Source organism: Pirellulales bacterium (assembly GCA_019636345.1).
In the GTDB taxonomy this organism is placed as follows: domain Bacteria; phylum Planctomycetota; class Planctomycetia; order Pirellulales; family Lacipirellulaceae.
The window spans coordinates 60,329-82,083 of the sequence record JAHBXQ010000006.1; the positions used below are offsets into that span (position 1 = coordinate 60,329).

Below are 21,755 nucleotides of genomic sequence, written 5' to 3' on the forward strand. Positions count from 1 at the left end.
CCGGCGTCAGGTCAGGCGAGCGGATTCCCCGTGCCTGTTGCGAAGGTCTTCATCGTGGACGACGACGCCTCGGTTCGCCAGGCGCTCGACCGTCTGCTGCGCTCGGCCGGGATGTCGGTCCGGACGTTCGCCGGCTCTGGCGAGTTGTTGGCGACGATGACGGCTCCCCCCGATTGCCTGATTTTGGACGTGCGTATGCCGGGCATGACGGGACCGCAGCTCCAGGAGCGACTTTGGGCGGAATCGCTCCATGTGCCGATCGTGTTCATCACGGCGCACGACGAGGCGTTGCCAGTCGCCAACGCCGCTTCTCCCGAGACGATCGCGTTTCTTCACAAGCCGTTTGAAGACCACGCCCTGCTGGACGCCGTCCAGCGGGGCGTGGCGCTCCGGAGTGCGCCATGACTTTGCTTCGGCTGCCTTGCGTCGTCGCTCGCTGTCGCGTCCTCGCGACCATCCTCGGCGTGTGCGGGTTTGCGTCGGGCTGTCGCGAGGAGATCGTCGAGCCACTCCCGCCGCGGCCGGTTCGCGCGATCCAGATCGCGGACGCCCCCGCCTTGACCAGCCGCACGTTTCCCGGCACGGCCGAGGCGGTCGACGCCGTCGAGTTGTCGTTTCGCGTCAGCGGTCCGCTGATCGCATTCCCGGCCAATGAACTCGGCAAACAGGTCGCGCCAGGGGACCTGCTCGCGCAGATCGACCCCCGCGACTATGAGGTTCGGGTTCGCGACGCACGGGCGGCCCTTGCCAAAGCGACGTCCGAGATGGACGCGATGCGCAAGGCCCGACCGGAGGATATCGTCAAACTTCAGGCCGAAGTCGATCGTGCGGCGGCTGCGGCGGAATATGCCCGGGCCGAACACAACCGGAACCTGATTTTACGTCAGTCGAATGCCGTTTCGATTTCCGAAACGGAGCTGTCCGGGGCTCGCGCGAAGCTGGCCGACGCCGAACTCGTGCAGGCGACAGAGTCCTTGCGAATCGGTCAAGAGGGAGCCCGCCCGGAAGACATCGCCGCCAAGCAGTCGCAGATCGATTCGTTGCAGGCGACGCTCGACAGCGCGCAGGACGAACTGTCCTACACCCGGCTGACGGCGCCGTTCGGCGGGTCGGTTGCGGCGGTCTACGTCGACAACTTTCAAGTCGTTCGAACCAAGCAGCCCGTCCTGCGGCTCGTGAACACGGCGGAATTGGAGATCCGCATCGACGTCCCGGAGCAACTCATCGCCTTGGTGCCCTTGGTCGACGAAACGTTCGTCACAATTCAGGCCTATCCTGACCAGGCGCTTCCCGCGCGGATCGCCGAGATCGGGACCGAAGCTTCAGCGACGACCCGCACGTATCCTGTGAAACTGCGGTTCACGGCCCCGCCGGGGATCGACGTGCGACCTGGCATGACCGGCACGGTCAGCGGGCGCCGCACGACGGCAGTCGCCGACGAAACGACGGGCCATGTTGTTCCGGTTTCGGCGGTGCTCGACCGAGACTCCCGACGCAGCGTCTGGGTGTTCGATCCTGCGGCCAAGGTCGTGCGAGAACGGGACGTGACGATCCTGGGAACGACGCCGTTCGGCGTCAACGTGACAGGCGTCGAGATTGGCGACTGGGTCGTCACCGCCGGGGCGCACTATCTGACGGAGGGCCAGCAAGTCCGGCTCCTGGGGCCAGCAACGAAGGAAGCGGCGCCATGAGCATTGCGTCGGGCAGCATCGACAAAAGCACCGTCGTCGGGTTCGCGATGGTCCTGCTGACGGTCGCCGGGTTGGCGGCGTTCACCTCGCTGGGACAACTCGAGGACCCGGAATTCACGATCAAGAACGCGACGGTCGTCACGGCGTATCCCGGCGCCAGCGCCGCCGAGGTCGAGCTTGAGGTCACCGATCGCATCGAAATCGCGCTGCAGGAGATGCCGCAGATCGAAAAGCTCGAGTCGATCTCCCGCCCGGGCCTGTCGATCGTCAAGGTCGAGATTCTGTCGAAGTATCCGGCCGAACAATTGCCGCAGATCTGGGACGAACTGCGGCGAAAGGTCCACGACGTCACGCCGAAACTCCCGCCCGGCGTCGGCACGCCGGACGTGGGCGACGACTTCGGCGACGTCTACGGGTTCCTGCTGGCGGTGACGGGCGACGGGTTTTCGCTCGACGAGTTGGAGAACTACGTCGATGACGTCAAGAAAGAGCTGAGCCTCGTCGACGGCGTCGCGCGGGTCGAATTGTGGGGGGTGGCGACGCGGTGCATATTTATTGAAGTTTCGCAGGCGCGGCTGTCGCAGTTGGGGCTCACGATGGAGAACATCCAGCGGACGCTCGCCGAGCAGAACTTGGTGGTCAACTCCGGTTCGTTCGACCTGAATTCCGAGCGACTGCGGATCGCCCAGACCGGCGCCTTTACGTCTCCCGAGGACATCGCCGACCTCGTCGTCCGGGGCCGGGATCTGCCGGAAGCGGGGTCTGCGGGGGAATTGTTGAGGATTCGCGACGTCGCCGTGGTGCGCCGCGGGTTCGTCGAGCCTCCGACCAATCGATTGCGCTACAAGAATCGGCAGTCCGGCGATCGTTCCATGCCCGCAATCGGAGTGGCCGTCTCCAACCAATCGGGCGAGAACGTCGTCACGCTCGGCAAGAACCTGGATGCGGCACTGGCAAAACTCCTTTCAACGCTCCCCGTGGGGATCGAGGTGCATCGGATCTCCTGGCAGGCGGATCAGGTCGACGAGTCGATCGACGTCTTCGTCATCAGCCTGATCGAGTCGATCGTGATCGTCGTGGGGGTGCTGTGGATCTTCATGGGGTTTTGGACCGCTTCGGTGGTCGGGCTCTCCGGGTTGCTGCTGACGATCATCGGGACGTTTCTATGCATGAGCCTGTGGGGGATCGACCTGCAACGGATGTCGCTGGGCGCTTTGGTGATCGCCATGGGGATGATGGTCGACAACGCCATCGTCGTGGCCGACGGCGTGCTCGTGCGACTGCAACAAGGCATGGACCGCCGGCGGGCCGCGATCGAGGCGGCGACGCAACCGGCCTGGCCGCTGCTAGGAGCCACGATCATCGCCGTCATAGCGTTCTATCCCATTTACGCCTCGGAAGAGGGGTCCGGGGAATACTGCGCGTCCTTGTTCCAAGTGGTGGCCATCTCATTGATGCTCAGTTGGTTTCTTTCTGTCACCGCGACGCCGTTGCTCTGCATTTGGATGCTGCCGCAACCCAGTTCGGCGCAACAGGAACAATACGGCGGCGCCATGTTCGGCGCCTTTCAGCGCGTCCTGGACCTCGCGCTGCGTCGTCGCTGGGCCGTCGTCGTGATCCTCGTCGCCGCGCTGTGCGGAGCGCTGTCGCTGTTTCCGTTCATCGATAAGTCGTTCTTCCCCGATTCGGCGCGGCTCCAGCTCATGATCGACTACTGGGCTCCCGAAGGGACGAACCTGGAGACGGTGTCGCGCGACATGGAGTCGATCGAATCTCACTTGCTGGCCGACGAGGGAGTCGAGTCCGTCTCCTCGTTCATCGGGGCCGGCCCGCCGCGATTCTACTTGCCGGTCGATCCGGAAGCGACGAATTCGGCCTACGGGCAGTTCATCGTCAACGTCACCTCGCTCGCCGATTTGAATCGGCTTGTCGCGGATCTCAACCCGTGGCTGCGGGAGAACGTGCCGCAGGCCGAGCCTGTCATACGCCGCTACGGTTTGGGGCCCAGCAACACGTGGACGGTCGAGCTTCGCGTCGCCGGCCCCGGCGACGTCGAAACCGACGAACTGCGGGCTGTCGCCGATCGAGCGGCGAAGATCTTTCAGTCCAGTCCCAGCGCCGCCATCGTCCGGACGAACTGGCGGCAGCGGACGAAGAAAGTCGTTGCCGAATACTCGCAGGAACGGGCGCGGTGGAGCGGCATTTCGCGGAGCGACATCGCGGCGGCCGGACTCCGAGCCTACGACGGTCTGCCGGTGGGGCAGTACCGAGAGAAGGACAAGCTCTATCCCATCCTTGCCCGTCACGTGGAAGAGGAGCGGCGTCAGTTCCCCGGGCAGATCGATCTCTTGCAAGTTGAACAGTGGTCAACGGGGCAGAGCGTCCCTCTGGCGCAGGTTGCCGACGAGATCCGCGTCGATTGGGAGGAAGCGCAGCTCTGTCGCTTCAACCGCCGTCGCACGATCACCGTCCAAGCGCGAACGCCTGACGGCGTGCCGGCCTCGCGAATGCGAGCGGATGTTCTGCCTCAGATCGAGCAGTTTGCCGCGGCACTCCCCTCCGGCTATCGCGTCGATTGGGGAGGCGAGTTCGAAGACTCGCGCGATTCCCAGATGGCGCTGATCCCGGGCATGGTTCCGGCCGGATTGATCATGGCCATGGTGCTGGTGACGCTGTTCAACGCCTTTCGTCCCCCGCTGATTATCGTGGCGATCGTCCCGTTTGCGATCATTGGCGTCACGATCGGTCTGTTGGCGATGGGCCAGCCGCTGGGGTTCGTGGCCTTGCTGGGGGTGATGAGCCTCTCGGGGATGATGATCAAGAACGCCATCGTGCTGCTCGACGAGATTGACGCCCAGAAGTCGCATGGCAAGACGGACTATCAAGCCGTCATCATCGCGGCCCTGTCGCGATTGCGGCCGGTCGGACTCGCTGCGGGCACGACGGTGTTGGGCGTCATTCCGTTGCTGCAGGACGTGTTTTGGGTGGCGATGGCGGTGGCGATCATGTTCGGGCTGGCGCTTGGCTCGGTGCTGACCATGATCGGCGTCCCGGTGTTGTACGCCTGCTTCTTCCGGGTCGAAGTCCCGGACAGTTCCCCCGCGGAGGCGACGCGATGACCTGCCCCGCTTCGCTCACGAACCAGCTCTACCGCTACACGCGCATCACGTCAATCGTCGGCGACATCCTCACGGTCCGGGCGAAGAACGTCGGGCTCGGCGACGTCGCCGTCGTCGAAAACTGGGACGGCGAACAGTCGCTCGCTCAAACCGTGCAGGTGCGCCGCGACCAAGCGTCGTTGCAGGTCTTCGCCGGAGGCAAAGGGATCTCGACCACCGCGAAGGTCCGCTTCCTTGGGCATCCAATGCAGGTCGCCTACTCTCCCAACGTGTTGGGGCGGATCTTCAACGGCGCCGGCGAGCCGATCGACTCCGGCCCGCGGTTGACTGCCGACCCGCGGCTGGACATCGGCGGGCCGTCGGTCAATCCCACGACGCGCTCGCTGCCGCAGAAAATGATCGAGACCAAAGTCCCGATGATCGACGTCTTCAACTGCCTCGTGGAAAGCCAGAAGATCCCGATCTTTTCGATCGCCGGCGAACCTTACAATCAACTCCTCGCGCGGGTCGGGATTCAGGCCGACGCCGAGGTGATCGTCTTCGCCGGGCTGGGTCTGATCTTCGACGACTTCTATTTCTTTCGCACGCGGTTTGAGGACGAGGGGGTCTTCCCGCGGACCGTCATGTTCGTCAATCAGGCGTCCGACCCGATCGTCGAGCGAGTCCTCGCTCCCGACATGGCCCTCAAAGTGGCCGAGCGGTTCGCCGTCGACGAGGGGCGTCGGGTCCTCGTGCTGATGACGGACATGACTGCGTACGCCGACGCGCTCAAGGAGATCGGCATCTCGATGGATCGCGTCCCGTCGAATCGCGGCTATATGGGCGATCTCTACAGTCAACTCGCCATGCGTTACGAGCGGGCGTGCGACTACCGCGGCGCCGGTTCCGTGACGATCCTCACCGTGACGACCATGCCGGGCAACGACGTCACTCATCCCGTGCCCGACAATACGGGCTACATCACCGAAGGACAGTTCTACCTGCACGACGGCTGCATCGATCCGTTCGGTTCGCTTTCGCGGCTCAAGCAGCAGGTGATCGGCAAGGTGACTCGCGAGGACCATGGTCAAGTGATGAACGCGATGATCCGCTTCTATTCCGGCGCCCGCGAGGCCCAAAAGAAGCAAGCGATGGCGTTCGACCTGTCGCCGTTCGATGAACAACTGCTGCAATTCGGCGTCTTGTTCCGCAAGCGGTTTATGGACGTCGACGTCTCGCTGGGGCTGAACGACGCGCTCGATTTGTGCTGGCGGACTCTGGCCGAGTGTTTCGCGCCGCAGGAGCTGCTGATGAAGGACGCCCTCGTCGAAAAGTACTATCCCGCGAAGGCGACCGCCGCGGCCGACAGGCAGGGGGAAAGACCATGACCCTTGCGCTCAACAAGAGTTCGCTGAAACAGCAGCGAGACCAATTGGATCTCTACCGCAAGTTTCTGCCGTCGCTGGACTTGAAACGTCAGCAATTGATGGCGGCCTTGAAGGAGGCTCAAGGCCGGCTTGCCGAGGCGGACGCCGAACTCCGCGACATCGACCGATCGGTCGAGGAGCTCGCCCCGCTGCTCGGCGGCCCGGCGTTGGCGTCGCGGGATCTCTCGCAACTGGTGCATGTCGCCGAGGTTCGCGTCGAGACGGAGAATCTGGCCGGGGTGCGCGTGCCGCGCGTCGTCGAGGTCCGATTCGAGAAGGCCCCTTACTCGACGCTCGCGACCCCGTTTTGGCTCGATCAGTTTGTCGCGATCCTGCAGCGAGCCGCCGAAGCGCGGATACGACACGCGGCGCTGGCGCGTCACGTCGAACTGCTTCAGGCCGCGAGTCGGCGCGTGACGCAGCGGGTCAATCTGTTCGAGAAGGTGCTGATCCCCCAGGCGCTCGCGGACATCAAGCGAATCCAGATCTTTCTGGCCGACCAGGAGCGGTCGGCGGTCGTCCGTTCCAAGATCGCCAAAGCCAAGCCGTAGCCGGCAACGTTCGACGCGGACCATGAGCATTGTTCCCCTCGACAAAGCGACGATTTGCGGCCCGTTGGCCCAGCGGGACGCCGCTCTTGATGCGCTGCAACGTTTTGGTCGGCTCCACCTGATCAATCTGAATGACGCGACGACGCCGAAGCGGGGGGACTCGTTGAAATCGGCCGACGCACGAACGGCGCTGAAGCACCTGCAGAGTTGTCCCCTGCGGCGACGGGCTCCGCAGCGTTGCCGAAATTTCGATTTTCGCCGCGTCGTCGCCAAGGCGCTCAAGAACAAACGTCAACATGAGGCGCTCGTCGATGAACGGGACGAAGTCGCCAAGGCGATCGAGAACGCGACCCCCTGGGGCGAGTTTCGTCAGCCGAAGGAAGGCGAATTCGGGTCCGCCCGATTGTGGTTCTACGTCGTTCCCCGACGCGACGCGGATCGAGTGCGACAGTCGGGGGTCCCCTGCCAGATCGTCGCCGTCGATCCCACGGCGTTGTATTGCGTCGTCGTCGCAGCCGAGGAGCCGACCCCGCGCCCCGGCGAACGGGTCGAACTCGATCGCCGCCCCCTCTCGGAACTTGCGGCGCGGCGCGAGGAGATTGACGACGCGCTGGAGGATCTCCACTGGGAGCGGGTCGCTTTGACGCGCTGGATCCCCCGGCTCAAACGGAGTCTCGACGCGGCCGACGACGCGGCCGCGCGTGCGTGGGCCGAGCGGCTCGCGTTGAGCGAACCCGAGTTGTTCGCGATTCAAGCGTGGGTCCCGCAGGCGGCCCGCGACGAGTTGGAGGAGGTGACGCGAGGGCTCGGCCTGGCGTTGAAGCTGGCTCCTCCCGATCCCGCCGACGAACCGCCGACGTTGCTGGACAACCCTGATCGGGTCGCCGGGGCCGAGGGAGCGGTCACCTTTTACATCACGCCCGCCTACCGCGCCTGGGATCCGACGCCGGTCATGTTCGTCTCGTTCAGCCTGTTTTTCGGCATGATCCTCGCCGACGCGGGCTACGGGCTGGTGCTTGCCGCGGCGCTGGGGCTGTTTTGGCGCCGACTCGGGGCGACGCGCAAGGGAGCGCAGTTCCGCACCCTGCTCACGACGATCGTCGGGGCGACGATCGTCTTCGGCTCGATGACGGGCAGCTACTTCGGCCTTGCTCCGCGGCCCGATTCGACGCTGGGTCGGCTCCGCGTTCTCGATTTCGCCGCCCGCGGGCAGATGATGGGGCTGTCGATCCTGATCGGCGTCGGCCATCTCTCGCTGGCGAATCTCGTCACGGCCTGGCGGGCGCGGCACAGTTTACGAGCCCTCGGATCGATCGGCTGGGTGCTGCTGATGATCGGGGCCCTTATGGCGGCGGCCGAGTTGTTGACGACCCCCTGGGGGGCGACGGTCGCTCCGTGGGGGAAGCGACTCGTGGTCCTCGGGGTTGCGGCGGTGTTGCTCTTCAGCAGCGATCGACCGCTCAAGGCAGCGAGAGTCCGCGACTGGCTGGGCCGAGTCGTCGACGGTCTCAGCGCCCTCACCGGAATCACGAAGCTGTTCGGCGACGTGCTCAGCTACCTGCGACTGTTCGCCTTGGGGCTGGCCAGCGGGCAACTCGCAGTCACGTTCAACGAGCTTGCCTCCCACATGGCCGAGAAGCGGGGGCTCGGCCTGCTGCTGGCCAGCGTGATTCTCATCGCCGGCCACGGCATCAATTTGGCGTTGGGACTCATGGGCGGCGTCGTCCACGGTTTGCGGCTCAATTGCATCGAGTTTTTCAATTGGAGCCTCACGGAAGAAGGGCGTCCTTTCGAGCCCTATCAGAAAAAGGTCAGGCAATAATGGACAACATCCTCATCACGTTGGGTTGGATCGGGGTCTTCGCGCCGACCGCGCTGGGGGCCGTCGGCAGCATCATCGGGTGCGCCCGGGCCGGGCAGGCCGCCTGCGGGGCCATGCTCGACGTCGAGGGAGGTTACGGCAGGTTCGTCGGCCTGTCGGCTTTGCCGTCGTCGCAAATGATTTACGGCATCGTCGTCATGTTCTCGCTCAATCGCGAGGTGACGGTCGTCGCCGCGCCGGGGCTGTTCGCCATCGGGGCCCTCACCGGACTGGCGCTGATGCTCAGCGCCGTCTATCAAGGCGCCTGCTGCGCCTCGGCGATCAACGCCAGCAAGAGCAAACCGGAAATCTTCGGCCTCTCGGCCGCTCCGGCCGCGATCGTCGAGGGATTCGCCGTGTTCGCGTTCGTCTTTGCCCTGGTTCTCAGCGCCGGCATCCCTGCGAAGTAAGGAGCTTGTCGAATGAGTACGGCTGATCCAAAACGACCCGCCGACGAGCCGCGAACCGCCGGGGTTCAGGAACTGATTGATCGCCTCCGCGCCGACGGAATCGCTAAGGGCAAGGACGAGGCCGAGGCGCTTGTCGTCGCGGCGCGGGCCGAAGCGACGCGGCTGCTGGACGACGCCAAGCGCGAGGCCGCCGAGGTCGAGGCCGCGGCCCGCGCCGCCGCGGATCGCCTTCGCGCGAACGCTGAGGACGCGCTGCGCCTGGCGGCCCGCGACGCCGTGATCGCGCTTCGCGAAGCCCTGACGACCGACTTTGCGACTAAGCTCCGACGACTGGTGTCGCACACGCTCGAGGACCGCTCGTTTCTTGAACGCCTGATCCTGACCATCGCGAGCCAGGCCGTTCCCGAAGACGCCTTGGCGGTGGAAGTGCAACTGCCGGCCGATCTCGTCACGCAAGAAGAACTGCAAGCCTCGCCCGCAAGTCTCGCCGACGATGCGCTTGCGCGGTTCGTTCTTGATCTCTCGTCGGAGATTCTCCGCGAAGGGCTGTCCTTCGCCCCGGGCGAGGACGAGCGCCCGGGGTTGCGCGTGAAGCTCCAAGACGACGACATCGAGATCGATCTCACCGACGAAGCCGTGACGGCCCTGCTGATGGATCATCTGGGCCCGCGATTCCGCGCGCTGATGAACAGACCTGCCCATTGAGCCGACCGCCGATGCCTGAGCGCACCTACTACACGTTGATCGCAAGCCTCCCGGCGCTCCCTGCGCAGTTTCCCCCAGATCGCAGTCCCATCACTTGGCGGCGTCTGGAAGAGCGTTTGAAGATGCTCGAAGACGAGGATGCGGCGGCGCTGGCTCGGCTCGTCGATTTCTTGGCTTGGGACCGCCAGCCGTCTGAGCGGACCGACGAAGAGTTCGACGCGCGCTACCGCGAGCTCATGGAGGAGACGACGCATTCGGTCGTCCGCGAGATTGTCGACGTGCGGATCGACATGCGGACGATTATCAGCGGGCTTCGCCGACGCCGGTTGGGATGGGGCCCCCCGCCGGGCGCGGGGCGGTGGGTCGATCACATTCGACGACGCTGGAACGAACCGCAGTTCGGCCTCCAGGCCCGTTACCCCTGGATCGAGGAGCTCGACCGCTTGCTCGCCGCCGGCCAGATGCTCGCCGCCGAAAAGCTGATCCTGACCACGAGTTGGTCGATCTGGTCGCGCGCCGCGGCCGACGCTCGTTTCACCTTCGGGGCGGTCCTCCTGTACGTCGCCCGCTGGTCGGTCGTCAATCGCTGGGCCTGCCAGAACGCGGTCGCCGGGCAAGAACGATTCGATCAATCCGTCGCCACCCTCGTGCAAGACTATGTCCATTTCGACAACTGAAGCATCCGTCGTCAGCGTCACCGGCAACATCGTCTCGATCGAGGCCGCCGTCGGGTCCCTCATGAAGAACGAGGTCGCCTATGTCCGCGTCGGCGATCGGCGGCTCAAGGCCGAGGTGCTGCGCGTCTACGGCCAGGAAGCGGATCTGCAGGTCTTCGAGGATACCGAGGGGGTGCGGACCGGCGACAAAGTGGAACTGACGCGCGAAATGCTCTCGGTGCGACTCGGCCCAGGGCTGCTGGGGACCGTGTTCGACGGGCTGCAGAACCCGCTCAACGAACTCGCCGTCCGCGACGGGTTCTTCCTGCAACGCGGTCGGGGCGCTCCGGCGCTCAACCCGGAGGTGCGCTGGGCGTTCAAGCCGTCGTGCAAGCCGGGGGACAAACTCGACGCCGGCGACGTCGTGGGAACCGTCCGCGAACGCCGAATCGATCACAAAATCATGCTCCCCTTCGGCTTGCCGCGTGAAGTCGAGTTGGTCTCGATCGAGTCGGGCGACTTCACCGTCGACGAGCCGATCGCCTTGGTCCGCGACACGGGGGGGATCGAGCACCGCGTGACGCTCGCCCAGTCGTGGCCTGTCCGGCGACCCGTGCCTGCGGCGCTCATGCGCCGCAAGCTGTCGGAGCGGCAGTTCTCTTTGGAGCCCCTTGCGACGACCATCCGACTCATCGACACGTTCTTCCCGATCGCCCGCGGGGGAACAGCATGCATTCCCGGGCCGTTCGGCGCCGGCAAGACGGTGCTCCAGGGGCTCATCGCCCGGTATTCGGCTGTCGACGTCGTCGTCGTCGTCGCCTGCGGAGAGCGGGCCGGCGAAGTGCTCGAAACGCTCACCGAGTTCTCGCACATGGAAGACCCCCGTTCCGGCGGAAAGCTGATCGATCGCACGATCATCATTTGCAACACCTCCTCGATGCCCGTGGCGGCCCGCGAAGCGTCGATCTTCACCGGAATCACCCTCGGCGAGTACTATCGCCAGATGGGGCTCGACGTCCTGTTGATCGCCGATTCCACGTCGCGCTGGGCCCAGGCGATGCGCGAAACGTCCGGGCGGCTCGAAGAAATCCCTGGTGAAGAGGCTTACCCCGCTTACCTCGACTCGGCCGTCAAAGGGGTCTACGAGCGGGCCGGACTGGTGCGCACCAACGACGGCTCAGTCGGCAGTCTCACGATGATCGGCACCGTCTCTCCCGCCGGGGGCAACTTTGAAGAACCGGTCACCCAGGCGACGCTCAGCGCGGTGAAGTGCTTTCTCGGGCTTTCGTACGATCGGGCATACAAGCGTTTCTACCCGGCGATCGACCCCTTGATTTCTTGGTCTCGGTATCTCGATCAACTCAAGCCGCGACTGGACGAACTTCTTGCCCCGGGATGGACCGACGCCGTGCGCGGGCTTGTGCAACTGCTCCACCGCGGCAGCGCCATTCACCAGATGATGCAGGTCACGGGCGAGGAAGGCGTTTCGCTGGAAGACTTCGTCACCTGGCAGCAGGCGACGTTTCTGGACATGGTCTACTTGCAGCAAGACGCGTTCGACCCCGTCGACGTCTCGACTCCGACGGAGCGTCAGAAAATGATGTTGTTGCTCATCAAACGCCTCTTGGAGCGAAAGTTTCTGTTCGCCGACAAGCAGCAAGCGCGAGACTTCTTTACGGAGCTCACGGGTCTCGTCCGCAATCTCAACTACGCCCCGTTCGATTCCGATTCCTTCAAGGAGTACGTCGATCGGATCGAGAATTTGGAGCGTCGCGGCCTCGCCGGACAGTCGGTCGCCGCGGAGCGGGCCCCGGAATGACGGACCGGCGACCAGGGGGCGAGCGGCAAGATCGCGCGACGCCGATCCAACGGTCCTCGGCTACTTCGCGAGCTTTTCGAGACCCAGATGAAACAACGCGTCGCCCGTATAGACGACGTTCGGTTTCTCCATGCCGATAATCAGGCCGTCGGCGGGCGAAACAATCGACGCCTCCTGATCGCTTAGCGGATCGACGACCACCCCCAGCACGTCGCCCCGGCGGACTTCGTCGCCTGGCCGGCGCTTCGTGAGAAACATCCCCGCGGCGCCGGGAGGGACGCGGAGCCACAGGGTTTTGTCGTATACCGTGGCCGTCTCGGGTTCGTCGCCGGCGGCGGCAAGCATGCCGAGATGACGCATGATGTTGCGAATGCCGGTCAGGCCCCGCTCGATCTCGTCAAGCTCCAGCACCAGGACTCCGCCGGCCTCGTAGATAATCGCAGGAATCCCGGCGTCGAGAGCGCTGCGCCTGAGGCTCCCCGCGGGACCGGCGCCATTGAGCACGACTCCGGCGCCGAAAGCCCGGGCCAATTCCAACGCCGGTTGACTCGCGAGCTTGGTGCGAATTTGCGGCAAGTTGACGCGCGTGTCGGAAGCCGTGTGCAGATCGATCAACGCGTCGGAGCGAAGGATCACGGGAGCGAACACCGAGTGCGCCGTGATCCCGGCAGAGCTGCCGACGGGATCGCCTGGGAAGGCGCGGTTCAGATCGCGGCGGTCGCTCATGTAGCGGCTGCCGGCCAGGAATCCGTGCCTGTTCAACAAGGGGAGAACGACCAAGGTTCCTGACAATTGGTCGGGGTCTGTTTCCACGAACAACCTTCGGGCGATCTCGACGCCGTTGATCTCGTCGCCGTGAATGCCGGCCGTGACGGCCAGCGTCTTGCCCGGCCGCGCACCCCGGGCAATCCACACCGGCACCGCCATCCGCATGCCGACGAAATCGTTGAGTTCCATGCTTGTCAGCTTGTGTTTCGTACCCGGTTGGACGTCGACCCCGAGCACCGTGAACACGTCCCACGCCGGCGACTCCGTCGCGACGGCCGCAGCGTCTGTCGCGACCGTTTGAGCGGCAACCTGGGCAAGCACGGGAGAACCTGCCGCGATCAGCAGGACGGCGAACATCGCCAAAAAGATGCTGACTCTGCGAACAATTCGAGTCCGTCTCATGAGGAGCCCCTCAAGAACGAATGGTTGAGAAAGGAATCTGTCGAACACCAAAACAGCGGCGGTTCGAGCTTGAAAACGATTGTCTGTCTTTGTACGAACGCTCCGCAAGCATGCGTGGCTGTAGCGACCCTCGCGGGAATGGTGAACTGTTTGCGCAAATGATCCGAGGTTTGCCAGGACCGCCGTGTTGCAGGGCCAGCCGAACCCGAGCGTACGTTCGCACCGATTCGTCGCAATGTGCAGTCAACGCCGACGACCTGCCTCAAGGCTGCGTCGCCGAGTCCGCGGCGGCCTGGTCTTCGGGCTGCTTGAGCCGTATGAAGACTCGGCCTTCCTGTCGATCCGGACCGAAATGGACGAGGACCGGAGCCTCGTCGTTCGTGAGGTTGTAAAGCCCCGTTTCGATAATCAGCTTGTCGTTCCCCTCCAGCTTCAACGAGACGCGCTGCGTTTCCTTGTCGACGGCGCCGTTGATCGGCGTCACCTTGTCTGTAAGCAGGTCCTGATAGTTGCCGCGGATGATCCCGTCACGGTTGATCGCCAGTTGGACGACCTTGTCGGTCTCGGCTTGGTTCTCGTCCGCGATAACAGCGAAGACGCCGATCGGAAGCCAGTCTTCATTCGTCGTGTTGGCGCCCGAGTCGGCGATCTCGTCGGCCTGCTGATAGTATTCTTCCGCGGTTGCCGCCGGTTGGTCGTCGACGTAGACTGTGCCGTCTTCATAGGCGACGTTGTTGCCGTAGTCGTAGTACATCGGTTCTCCCGTGGCGCCATAGTACGCCGAGGCGTAAGGCCAAGTGAGCGCCGCCCAGGCGGTCGTCCTCACGGCCCACTTGCCGGGCCACCAAGCGCCTGGGTATGCGCCTCGCCAACCAGGCGTGAAGCAATTCCAGCGCGTGTAGGCGCCGTTGACGGCGGCCCAACTGCGTCCTCCGACGAATTGCCCGTTGACGAACGAAGCCCCGCGGCCGGCGGAGATGACGTTCCCCCCGGGACCGCGCACGGCCGAGATTGAGCCGATTTGGCCGACGCCCCCCGAGGCGTAGCCGCCGCGAACGTTCACCCCGGTGTAACCAGCCCGGTTCTTGGCGGCCGTGACGCTGCCGCCGGCGCGATTGCCGGCCGTATCGGCGTATCCGCGACTGACGTTGGCGATCGAGCCGCGACTGCCTGTGGCCCCGGAGACGCTGCCGCCCCGAATCGCGGCGCCGGAGCTTCCCGACGCGCCGGCGGCCCCGCCGACCTTGCCGATGGTCGCGCCGCCGGCCGTTTCAACTTTAATTCCTCCGACGCCGGCGCCGACTGTTCCGCCTCCGACCTCGGTCGAGCCGCCCCGACCGCCGACCGTAATTGTGCCGCCTCGTTCCGTGGTGAAGGTTCGCGACCCGCCGTCGCCTCCTCCGAGCTGTTCAGCGCCGCGCGCCGAAGCCGCTGCGCGATTCGATCCCATCGCGGCTCCCGCCGCCGCTCCGCCGGCGATGCCGAGGAAGCTGTTCAGGTCGTTCGTCGACGGCCGATTGAACGACGAGGGAGAACGGAGCGCCGCTTGTCCCGCGCCGGGGCTGGAGACTCGGCCCGAAACGGCCGGACCGCGCGATCCGGCGCCGGCCACGGAACCACGCCCGGCAGATCCGCCAAGCCCGCCCGGCTGGGCGCTGCGGACGGGAGAGGGGCCGCGCGCGGCCGAGGCGGGGCGACTCATCGACGGACTGCGATTCACGGACGGACTTGCGGGACGGGGAGCGCGACTTGGCATCGAGGGCGAGGGGCCGCGGTAGCCGCCGCCCATTGACCCGCCGCCCATCCGAGCGCCGCCGCCACCGCCGCCGCCCATGCGAGCGCCGCCCCCTCCTCCTCCGCGCCCCCCGCGGGCCGTCGCTTCGCCCGTTGCCAACAGCACGACGAGCAGACACGCCGTCGCCCGAAACAATGTATTCAGAGACATGATGACCCCCTCCTGAAGGCGCGTGCGGGCTTCTCGCCCGATGCGGTGAAGAGCAGTTATTTTCGAACGACAAGCACTTCGTCGACGTCGGGCTCCTGCTGCCCGGCGACGACGCGATCGGTCGACTTCCAGGTGAAGGAGTCGTCGTCCCGGAGCGTGTAGACGTTCACAGCCGAGGCCTTCGTCCCGTCGCTCAGGGTCGATTTGACGTCGACGATCCATTGATTGCCGACGCGCCGCCATCGTCCCTGGCCGATCCCCCCTTCCGAGTCGAAGATCCAGGAACGAATCGCCTTGGCGCCTGGGTCCCAGCCGATGATCTGCGTTCCCGCCAGCTCGAGACGATCCTCGGCGAGGACGGCGAAGTCGCTCAGCAGGAAGCGATGGTTCTTGGCCCAGCGGCAGCGCGTGTGGATCGACGCCTGCTCGTCCTCGTCGAGCCACTCGCCGACCAGCCAAGCAAGCTCGGCCAGTTCCCCCGCTTCCGGCGGCGGCGAACCGGGCAATTGAGTCTCTCGGACGCTATCGAGATACCACTGCCCTTCTTTGAGCACATGGACCGCGACGTAGGAACTGACTTCCGGCTCCTCGCCGCCCGCGTCGAGTACGGCCGTGCCGTCTTCGATCGCTACGTCCGGCGTGACCAGACGAATCGCGTCGACGTCCACGGTCAAACTGCCGGGAGCGTCGGCGAACAACCCTGCGAACTTGGCGCCGATCGCTTCGCGACCTTTAACCTCCTCTCCCGACGCGGGGTCAAGATAGACCGCCTCTTCCGACCAGCACCCGGCCAATGCCTTGGCGTCCTGAGAGTTGTAGGCGGCGACGTACTGTTCGATCCGCGCACGGATAGCCTCGACAGGATCAGGTTTCGCGACCGGGTCGTCGCCCCGTACGCCTCCGGCCGATGCGAGCCCTAATCCCAACGTCAGCAGAAGAATACGTAACATGTTCATGGTCACGCCTCTCGACTCAAAAAGTGGAAACTCAGCAGAAAAGCCTTCGGCCGAGCGCGGGCGAAGCCGTCGCGAACGAGTTGCGTCCCGAAGTTCGGTTCGAACTTGGCGCGCATCGTCGCTGCTGGTGGAGCGAGCAGGAAGCTCAGCCGTATGCCGACGACAAGGTGCGGACGTAGCTCGCGTCCGACGCACCGCTCCCTCAGAGACGTCCGGCGCGTGAGAGCGGAACTCGGATCCAACGCTGTTTGAATGCGCAATTGGCTTTCGGTCGGATCGATTTATCAGCATTGAGGAACGAACGCCCCCCTTCGCGAGTCCGGAGGAGATATGAAATCGCCCCTCCGACTGCCGGCAGATAACTCCATTTTAACGCGATCCTCGGACAGATTCACCGAATTTCAGTTCGGCGTCTTTGTTGCCTTCCTGTAATGTCCAGAGGGTGAATGCTATTTTGGTTCGGAGCCCTGCCGTGGAGGGTCCCGATGGGACAGTCTGGGCGGACTCCTTGTCTCTTCGCTTGCTCATCCGCATGTGCTCAAACGGTAAGCGCCCACCAGCACCATCCGCTCCCCCACTCCCCGCGGCGCCTCACCTCGCCCGCAGCTTGTGCCAAGCCTGCTTGCGATCGGCCTTGTCGCGGCGTTCTTCGATGCGGTACTGGCGGATGGCTTCGGGGTGCTGATCGCGCCAGACGTCGGGGCGGAGGTGGTGGTAGTCGGTCTCGCCGGCCAGCAGCCGGTCGAGCACGTCTTTGAGGTAGGCCCACACGTCCAGGTCGTTGCGCACGGCGCTGGCGACGAGCGTGAAGAAGTCGGCGGTCCGCTCGCCGGCGCCAACGCTCCCGACAAAAATCCAGATGGTATGACCTTCTCCGAGTGGCTGGTATCGTCGCCCTTATCGGGGCGACGTTCCTCACGTTCTTTCAGGAGAAGTGCCATGGAAGCGGTCAATGCGTTTGTCGGTTTGGACGTCCACAAGGAATCAATCGCGGTGGCCGCGGCCTTCGCTTCGCAGAGCAGCTCGTGCGTCCGCTCGCTGCGCGGGTCCCCCGCGACGACCTCGGGGAGCGTCTTGGGGACCAGCAGCGTCAGGGTCGTGTCGTCCGTCCCCAGCAGGTCGTCGGCCAGCACGACGCTGCGGAGATGCTCGACCAGCGGACGCAAGGCGAAGTGCGCCCCCGCGGCCAGGTTCAGCAGCGTCGAGCGGGACGGGGTCCAGCCGCTGCCGGCGAACATGTCCTGCTGGCGGTAGATCGGCAAGTGGAAGCCGTACTTGTTGGTCAGCACTTCGGCCGCGACGCTCGTGTCGTAACGATTCCCCTCGACCAGCCCGGTCGGGCGCTCGGGAAACGCGACGCCGCACTGCGGCGCCCCTTCGCAGGCCAGCTTCGGGGACTTCGTCAGCAGCACGTAGATCTCGGGACGCTTGATCACCAGCGTCTCGGTCTCGTCGTAACCAATTATCTTCCGCTCGCCGTGCTCGGGGCAACTCTGCAGGTCGGCCGGCGCCTCGATAATCACTTCGTGACGCGGCAGGTGTTCGGGAAGTCGCTCGCGACGCGGCTTGCGAGGACGCTTGTGGCGGACGTGCCGCTTCACCACCAGGCCGGCCTCTTCGACCGCTTCGGCAAGACCCGCCGCGGCGTCGGTCGCCCCGGCGGCGTCCTTGAAGTCGAGCGCCAGCTGCCGCGGGTCGCTCAGGTACCGCTCGCTGCGGCGGGCGAACGCCCGCTGCAGCAGCTCGTTGATCGTGAGTTGGTATTCCTTCTCGCGTTCTTCCAGCCGCTGGTTCTTCTGCTGCAGCTCGGCGATCGACTGCGTGAGCGAAGCGACGACGAAGCCGTGCTCTCTGAGCAGCGCCTGGCACGCCGCGAGGTCGTCGGGGATCACAGCAGATGAGGGTCCGTCGCTCATGGGCGACATTTTACCGAGTCGCCGTGACGTTCCCAGGGCGGCTGCAACAAAGCGGACTACGACGCGTGCGCATACCGCTTGCGGCGCGTCACGCCGGCCAGCGACACGCCCCCCAAGATCATCGCGAGCTGCGTCGCGTCGATCTGCACCCGCGCGTCGTCGCTCCGCGGGACCTCGAACGTCCCCCGTTCGAGCACGCGGTAGTAGACCCAGAACCCCGTCCCGTCCCAGTGCAGGATCTTCAGCCGGTTCGCACGCCGGTTGACGAACAAGTAGAGGGAACCGCTGAGCGGATCATCGCCAAACTCGCCGCGCACGATCCCCGACAGCCCGTCGATCCCCTTCCGCATGTCGGTCGGGCCGGTGTGCAGGTAGATGCGGACACTTGAGGGGACCGTCAGCACGAGGGCGCCCCGCAACCGGTCCCACAACTGGCTCGAACCAACTCCGCCACCACGACCCGCAGCGCCGCTTCCTGCCCAGCCGCGACCTCGACCAGGACGCCGCCGGGGAGCCTCACCGACACGGCCGCCGACGATTGGCTAAACACCAGCTGCTGGAAGGCGACCTTGGCGTGCTTCGCAGGCCGTGGCGTCGCCAGCTTCCGACGCCACGCATAGTACGAAGCGACCGACACCCCCTCCGCCGCGCAGAAATCAGCCGCGCTCTGCTCCGAACGGCCGTGACGCGCCAAACGCTCACGCCACAACTCCGCTCGCTCCGGATCACTGCTCCGCGCCATCGCTACCTCCTGCTGAACTCTCGGGGATTCCATCCCGGTAGGCTAGCAGGGGCGTCAAGCGTGGTTGTGGTGGGCGCTTACTCGCCAGTTGCGAACGCCACGGCGTCGATCCGCAAGCGTACCTTACTAGCGTCCTAGCCAAGATCGGCCAGACGCCGGCCGCAGAGATGGATCAGTTCCTCCCCGACGTCTGGAAACGCGAGGACGTGGCGGAACCGATGGCTACCAGCTAAGGGCGCCATCTGACAGTAACGCAAACTCTCTCGGCTCTGCCCACTGGTCCGTGGTTAAGTGAAGAACCAAGAAGTCCCCTTGGTCGTCGACGCTCGTCACGTGGACTTGATGCGCGCCGAATCGTTCTTCCAGGTGCAAGGTAAGTTGATCCTCAGCAACCAGCCCTCGCTCATCCGCCCAGTTCTCAACGGCCTGCTTCGTAACAACGTCTGCGTAAGTAATACTGATGCTCATACTACAGCCCCTTCCCATAATCGCGGAATGACGGGTGCTTCGGAAGCTGGCTTCCCGAAGCCTTGAAGACATCGTGGACATGAAGTGTCTCGCCCGTCGCGGGATTGCGATAGACGCTCTCGATGCTCACCCCGCCCCGAGCGGCCCGTGCCGATGCTTGCTCAGCACTGGCTGACACCCGCTGCCAGTTCTGCGGATTCGCCTGGAAATCCGCAATCCGCTCGGAAAGTGACCGCGTAACTGCAGTTCGCGGAGCGGACACCGCGGGACGGACACCCCCGTAGGGCGTCGCTATCGAGGGGAAGAAAAGGGGACAGGTCCATTTCCTCCACTCCATCTTCCACTTCCTCAGCCCGTGCGGGGCGGGGGAATGTTCGAAAAGCCACCGACGCCTGTCCGCTGTGTTAATCTGGACCTGTCCCCTGTTCCCTCTCGCGCATGCCATTCAGGGGTCATTTGGCTTCAATCGCATCCGCAAGTTCGTTGAGGCTCGCCGTCGTTCCTTTATCAACTGAATGAATAGCCATGCCTTTAGCAAAGGCAACAGCGTTCGAGCAAATTGTGCTATGACGTAAAGACATTAGGATCATTGTACGCTTCCTTGAGTCGCCGGTGGCCACCCATGCCTTTACCAACTGCGGCATCGCCGCGTCGCCGTATTGTGCCAAGATCGGAATACATGGGTAGACATTCTCGATTGATCTCTCGGGTCGCACTGCTGACGGATCGGTGAGCTCAATAAACTCGATGAGCACAGCGATTGCTTCGTTGCAATTGAGGCTTGCAAGAGCCTCAGCACATCTAATTCTTGCTGGCGCCGACAAATTTACGTCTCTTAACTGTGCAATCAAAACTCCACACATTTCGTTCCGCTGGAGCGCCAATTCCCTGGCGTTGGTTAACAAACCGTCGATTTTATTTAGGCGGGCATCGCTCACGCTGGAGTCTTCGGCAATGCTCGCAACACTACCGAATACAAGGGATAAGATCGCCAACCCCAAAACACAATACCTGTGTTTTATAAACATGTGAATAAACTCCTGGGTGTTGGAAAAGCAAGGCAGTGCTTTGCGGTACAGGACACGCAAGCTTTAGTTGTCATTCTGACATGAGATTCAGCCCTTGCGGACCTGCGCCAATATCTTCATGTCCTTCTTCTATTTCATTGTCCCCTCCTGTGCGGTGCTTCCACTTCCCTGTGGTTACATCCTTATCAACGTCCATATTAGTGCGCCATGGGATGTAATCAGAGCATCGTGATCCTTGAACCGGGGGTGGAAAAGGGGACAGGTCCATTTCCTCCACTCCATCTTCCACTTCTCGGCCTGTGCGGGGCGGGGGAATGTTCGAAAAGCCGCCGACGCTTGTTCGCTGTGTTAATCTGGACCTGTCCCCCTGTCCCTCCCTACGGCGCAGCGCCGTAGAGCACCTGACAGGCGGGCGCTACGCCATGTGCCCGCCGTTGGCCATCGGCGCAAACCGGAATAGACTAGGCATCCTATCGCCGACTAGACGCCCCCGCAATCTTTTTAGCGAAGTCGCCGTCGCAACGTAGAGCGTGTCGAGTATGGGCGAGATGCGGCCGAGTCCCTGATTGCCCCTAACGCCGGTCTCACTGCTGCAAAACATGGGGTAATACCGCCAATACCGCGAAGAGTCGTCGTTCCGAGTGCCCGCCCAACGAGTTCGGCAAAGTTCCCGCTTTCTTGTAGAAAGTGGGCCAGCGCGTCGTGTAGAACGAAGCGTCTACGCCGCGAATCGATGTCGCCCGGCGGCAGCGCGGCCCGTGGCGACGACAGGGGCAGCGGCGGGCCCAGGTTTTGCAACTCCCCCGCGAGTTTTGCACGAAAAAATGACTTCGTTTTGCTCGCCGGCAAAATGACGACACACGTTCTCCGCCCCCCAAGCGCCCTTCCAAGGGCACATCGAGAACCGACTTCCCTGGCAGATCGACGTGTCGTTCGACGACCAGCCCGCATTCGTCACGGCCGAGCCGGCAAGAACTTCAGCGCGCTCCGTCGCACGTCGCTGGCCCCGCTCAAGAACGACACGCCCCCTGAACTGAGGGGGGGGCTGGCAACATTGCCGGCAGCAATTCGGGGGAGAACCCAGCCGAGGCCCGAAAGGCCCTAGAAAATCAGTACACCCCGCAGGAGTCGAACCTGCAACCTTCGGATTCGTAGTCCGATGCTCTATCCAGTTGAGCTAGGGGTGCTCGCGTCGCACCGGCCGGCTTGGCGGGCCGTGCGAGCCACACAGGATACCATCTGCGGCCCAGGGCCGGAAGTGCCGCTTTTTCCGGGGTTCTGCGGGGGACGAAATCGGGTGATCGGGGATTGT

17 protein-coding genes, 1 tRNA gene and 1 pseudogene are annotated in these 21,755 nt (G+C 64.2%); 11 read left to right on the top strand and 8 right to left on the bottom strand.

Annotation, left to right across the window (positions count from 1 at the left end; translation table 11 throughout):
* The first annotated feature begins 30 nt into the window (after positions 1–30).
* Genes KF688_14860 through KF688_14905 form a run of 10 tightly spaced genes read left to right on the top strand, consistent with a single transcriptional unit; the run spans position 31 to position 12,218 of the window.
* Positions 31–405, top strand: coding sequence for a response regulator (locus KF688_14860; protein MBX3426957.1), 375 nt, complete (start codon positions 31–33; stop codon positions 403–405).
* Positions 402–1,691 carry an efflux RND transporter periplasmic adaptor subunit gene (locus tag KF688_14865; GenBank protein ID MBX3426958.1) on the top strand — a complete coding sequence of 430 codons (1,290 nt, stop codon included), beginning with the start codon at positions 402–404 and terminating at the stop codon, positions 1,689–1,691. The genes KF688_14860 and KF688_14865 overlap by 4 nt, the downstream gene beginning before the upstream one ends.
* Positions 1,688–4,810 carry an efflux RND transporter permease subunit gene (locus KF688_14870; GenBank protein ID MBX3426959.1) on the top strand — a complete coding sequence of 1,041 codons (3,123 nt, stop codon included), beginning with the start codon at positions 1,688–1,690 and terminating at the stop codon, positions 4,808–4,810. The genes KF688_14865 and KF688_14870 overlap by 4 nt, the downstream gene beginning before the upstream one ends.
* Positions 4,807–6,177: a V-type ATP synthase subunit B gene (locus KF688_14875; GenBank protein ID MBX3426960.1), complete on the top strand. Its 1,371-nt coding sequence runs from the start codon at positions 4,807–4,809 to the stop codon at positions 6,175–6,177. Before KF688_14870 ends, KF688_14875 begins: the two co-directional genes overlap by 4 nt.
* Entirely contained in the window at positions 6,174–6,767 is a 594-nt protein-coding gene (locus KF688_14880) for a V-type ATP synthase subunit D (protein MBX3426961.1), read from the top strand. The genes KF688_14875 and KF688_14880 overlap by 4 nt, the downstream gene beginning before the upstream one ends.
* A 22-nt stretch (positions 6,768–6,789) precedes the next feature.
* Positions 6,790–8,589 (top strand): V-type ATP synthase subunit I, encoded by a 1,800-nt coding sequence (locus tag KF688_14885; protein MBX3426962.1) that lies wholly within the window; start codon positions 6,790–6,792, stop codon positions 8,587–8,589.
* Positions 8,589–9,038, top strand: a complete 450-nt coding sequence (locus tag KF688_14890) for an ATP synthase subunit C (GenBank protein MBX3426963.1) — start codon at positions 8,589–8,591, stop codon at positions 9,036–9,038. The genes KF688_14885 and KF688_14890 overlap by 1 nt, the downstream gene beginning before the upstream one ends.
* Before the next feature lie 12 nt (positions 9,039–9,050).
* Positions 9,051–9,743: a hypothetical protein gene (locus KF688_14895; protein MBX3426964.1), complete on the top strand. Its 693-nt coding sequence runs from the start codon at positions 9,051–9,053 to the stop codon at positions 9,741–9,743.
* A gap of 11 nt (positions 9,744–9,754) precedes the next feature.
* Positions 9,755–10,420: a DUF2764 family protein gene (locus tag KF688_14900; GenBank protein MBX3426965.1), complete on the top strand. Its 666-nt coding sequence runs from the start codon at positions 9,755–9,757 to the stop codon at positions 10,418–10,420.
* Positions 10,401–12,218 (top strand): V-type ATP synthase subunit A, encoded by a 1,818-nt coding sequence (locus KF688_14905; protein ID MBX3426966.1) that lies wholly within the window; start codon positions 10,401–10,403, stop codon positions 12,216–12,218. Before KF688_14900 ends, KF688_14905 begins: the two co-directional genes overlap by 20 nt.
* A 60-nt stretch (positions 12,219–12,278) precedes the next feature.
* Here the strand turns inward: KF688_14905 and KF688_14910 are convergent, their stop codons facing one another.
* The 6 genes from KF688_14910 to KF688_14935 all read right to left on the bottom strand — a co-directional run bounded on the left by KF688_14910 (position 12,279) and on the right by KF688_14935 (position 18,947).
* Complete coding sequence (locus KF688_14910) at positions 12,279–13,343, bottom strand: succinylglutamate desuccinylase/aspartoacylase family protein (protein MBX3426967.1); 1,065 nt, start codon at positions 13,341–13,343, stop codon at positions 12,279–12,281.
* 307 nt (positions 13,344–13,650) lie between these two features.
* Positions 13,651–15,333 carry a hypothetical protein gene (locus tag KF688_14915; GenBank protein ID MBX3426968.1) on the bottom strand — a complete coding sequence of 561 codons (1,683 nt, stop codon included), beginning with the start codon at positions 15,331–15,333 and terminating at the stop codon, positions 13,651–13,653.
* 56 nt (positions 15,334–15,389) lie between these two features.
* Positions 15,390–16,283, bottom strand: coding sequence for an SgcJ/EcaC family oxidoreductase (locus tag KF688_14920; GenBank protein ID MBX3426969.1), 894 nt, complete (start codon positions 16,281–16,283; stop codon positions 15,390–15,392).
* 530 nt (positions 16,284–16,813) lie between these two features.
* The gene (locus tag KF688_14925) at positions 16,814–18,205 is read right to left on the bottom strand and encodes a transposase (protein MBX3426970.1); all 1,392 of its coding nucleotides are present in this window, start codon (positions 18,203–18,205) and stop codon (positions 16,814–16,816) included.
* 56 nt (positions 18,206–18,261) lie between these two features.
* The gene (gene tnpB, locus KF688_14930) at positions 18,262–18,609 is read right to left on the bottom strand and encodes an IS66 family insertion sequence element accessory protein TnpB (protein ID MBX3426971.1); all 348 of its coding nucleotides are present in this window, start codon (positions 18,607–18,609) and stop codon (positions 18,262–18,264) included.
* Complete coding sequence (locus tag KF688_14935) at positions 18,603–18,947, bottom strand: hypothetical protein (GenBank protein ID MBX3426972.1); 345 nt, start codon at positions 18,945–18,947, stop codon at positions 18,603–18,605. Before KF688_14935 ends, tnpB begins: the two co-directional genes overlap by 7 nt.
* 77 nt (positions 18,948–19,024) lie before the next feature.
* Between KF688_14935 and KF688_14940 the strand changes: the two are divergent.
* Positions 19,025–19,180, top strand: a pseudogene (locus KF688_14940) (transposase domain-containing protein).
* A gap of 687 nt (positions 19,181–19,867) precedes the next feature.
* On the opposite strand, the gene KF688_14945 reads toward KF688_14940, so the two are convergent.
* Together KF688_14945 and KF688_14950 are read right to left on the bottom strand one after the other, a co-directional pair.
* Positions 19,868–20,443 (bottom strand): hypothetical protein, encoded by a 576-nt coding sequence (locus KF688_14945; GenBank protein MBX3426973.1) that lies wholly within the window; start codon positions 20,441–20,443, stop codon positions 19,868–19,870.
* Between the two features lie 1,113 nt (positions 20,444–21,556).
* Positions 21,557–21,630, bottom strand: a tRNA-Arg gene (locus KF688_14950).
* Between the last annotated feature and the right edge of the window lie 125 nt (positions 21,631–21,755).

What these genes read in the sequence shown, in the direction of transcription:
- KF688_14865 (MBX3426958.1), top strand. Translation starts at nt 402, where the DNA reads ATGACTTTGCTTCGGCTGCCTTGCGTCGTCGCTCGCTGTCGCGTCCTC.
- KF688_14870 (MBX3426959.1), top strand. Translation starts at nt 1,688, where the DNA reads ATGAGCATTGCGTCGGGCAGCATCGACAAAAGCACCGTCGTCGGGTTC.
- KF688_14875 (MBX3426960.1), top strand. Translation starts at nt 4,807, where the DNA reads ATGACCTGCCCCGCTTCGCTCACGAACCAGCTCTACCGCTACACGCGC.
- KF688_14880 (MBX3426961.1), top strand. Translation starts at nt 6,174, where the DNA reads ATGACCCTTGCGCTCAACAAGAGTTCGCTGAAACAGCAGCGAGACCAA.
- KF688_14885 (MBX3426962.1), top strand. Translation starts at nt 6,790, where the DNA reads ATGAGCATTGTTCCCCTCGACAAAGCGACGATTTGCGGCCCGTTGGCC.
- KF688_14890 (MBX3426963.1), top strand. Translation starts at nt 8,589, where the DNA reads ATGGACAACATCCTCATCACGTTGGGTTGGATCGGGGTCTTCGCGCCG.
- KF688_14895 (MBX3426964.1), top strand. Translation starts at nt 9,051, where the DNA reads ATGAGTACGGCTGATCCAAAACGACCCGCCGACGAGCCGCGAACCGCC.
- KF688_14900 (MBX3426965.1), top strand. Translation starts at nt 9,755, where the DNA reads ATGCCTGAGCGCACCTACTACACGTTGATCGCAAGCCTCCCGGCGCTC.
- KF688_14905 (MBX3426966.1), top strand. Translation starts at nt 10,401, where the DNA reads ATGTCCATTTCGACAACTGAAGCATCCGTCGTCAGCGTCACCGGCAAC.
- KF688_14910 (MBX3426967.1), bottom strand. Translation starts at nt 13,343, where the DNA reads ATGTTCGCCGTCCTGCTGATCGCGGCAGGTTCTCCCGTGCTTGCCCAG.
- KF688_14915 (MBX3426968.1), bottom strand. Translation starts at nt 15,333, where the DNA reads ATGTCTCTGAATACATTGTTTCGGGCGACGGCGTGTCTGCTCGTCGTG.
- KF688_14920 (MBX3426969.1), bottom strand. Translation starts at nt 16,283, where the DNA reads ATGTTACGTATTCTTCTGCTGACGTTGGGATTAGGGCTCGCATCGGCC.
- KF688_14925 (MBX3426970.1), bottom strand. Translation starts at nt 18,205, where the DNA reads ATGAGCGACGGACCCTCATCTGCTGTGATCCCCGACGACCTCGCGGCG.
- KF688_14935 (MBX3426972.1), bottom strand. Translation starts at nt 18,947, where the DNA reads ATGGCGCGGAGCAGTGATCCGGAGCGAGCGGAGTTGTGGCGTGAGCGT.
- KF688_14945 (MBX3426973.1), bottom strand. Translation starts at nt 20,443, where the DNA reads ATGTTTATAAAACACAGGTATTGTGTTTTGGGGTTGGCGATCTTATCC.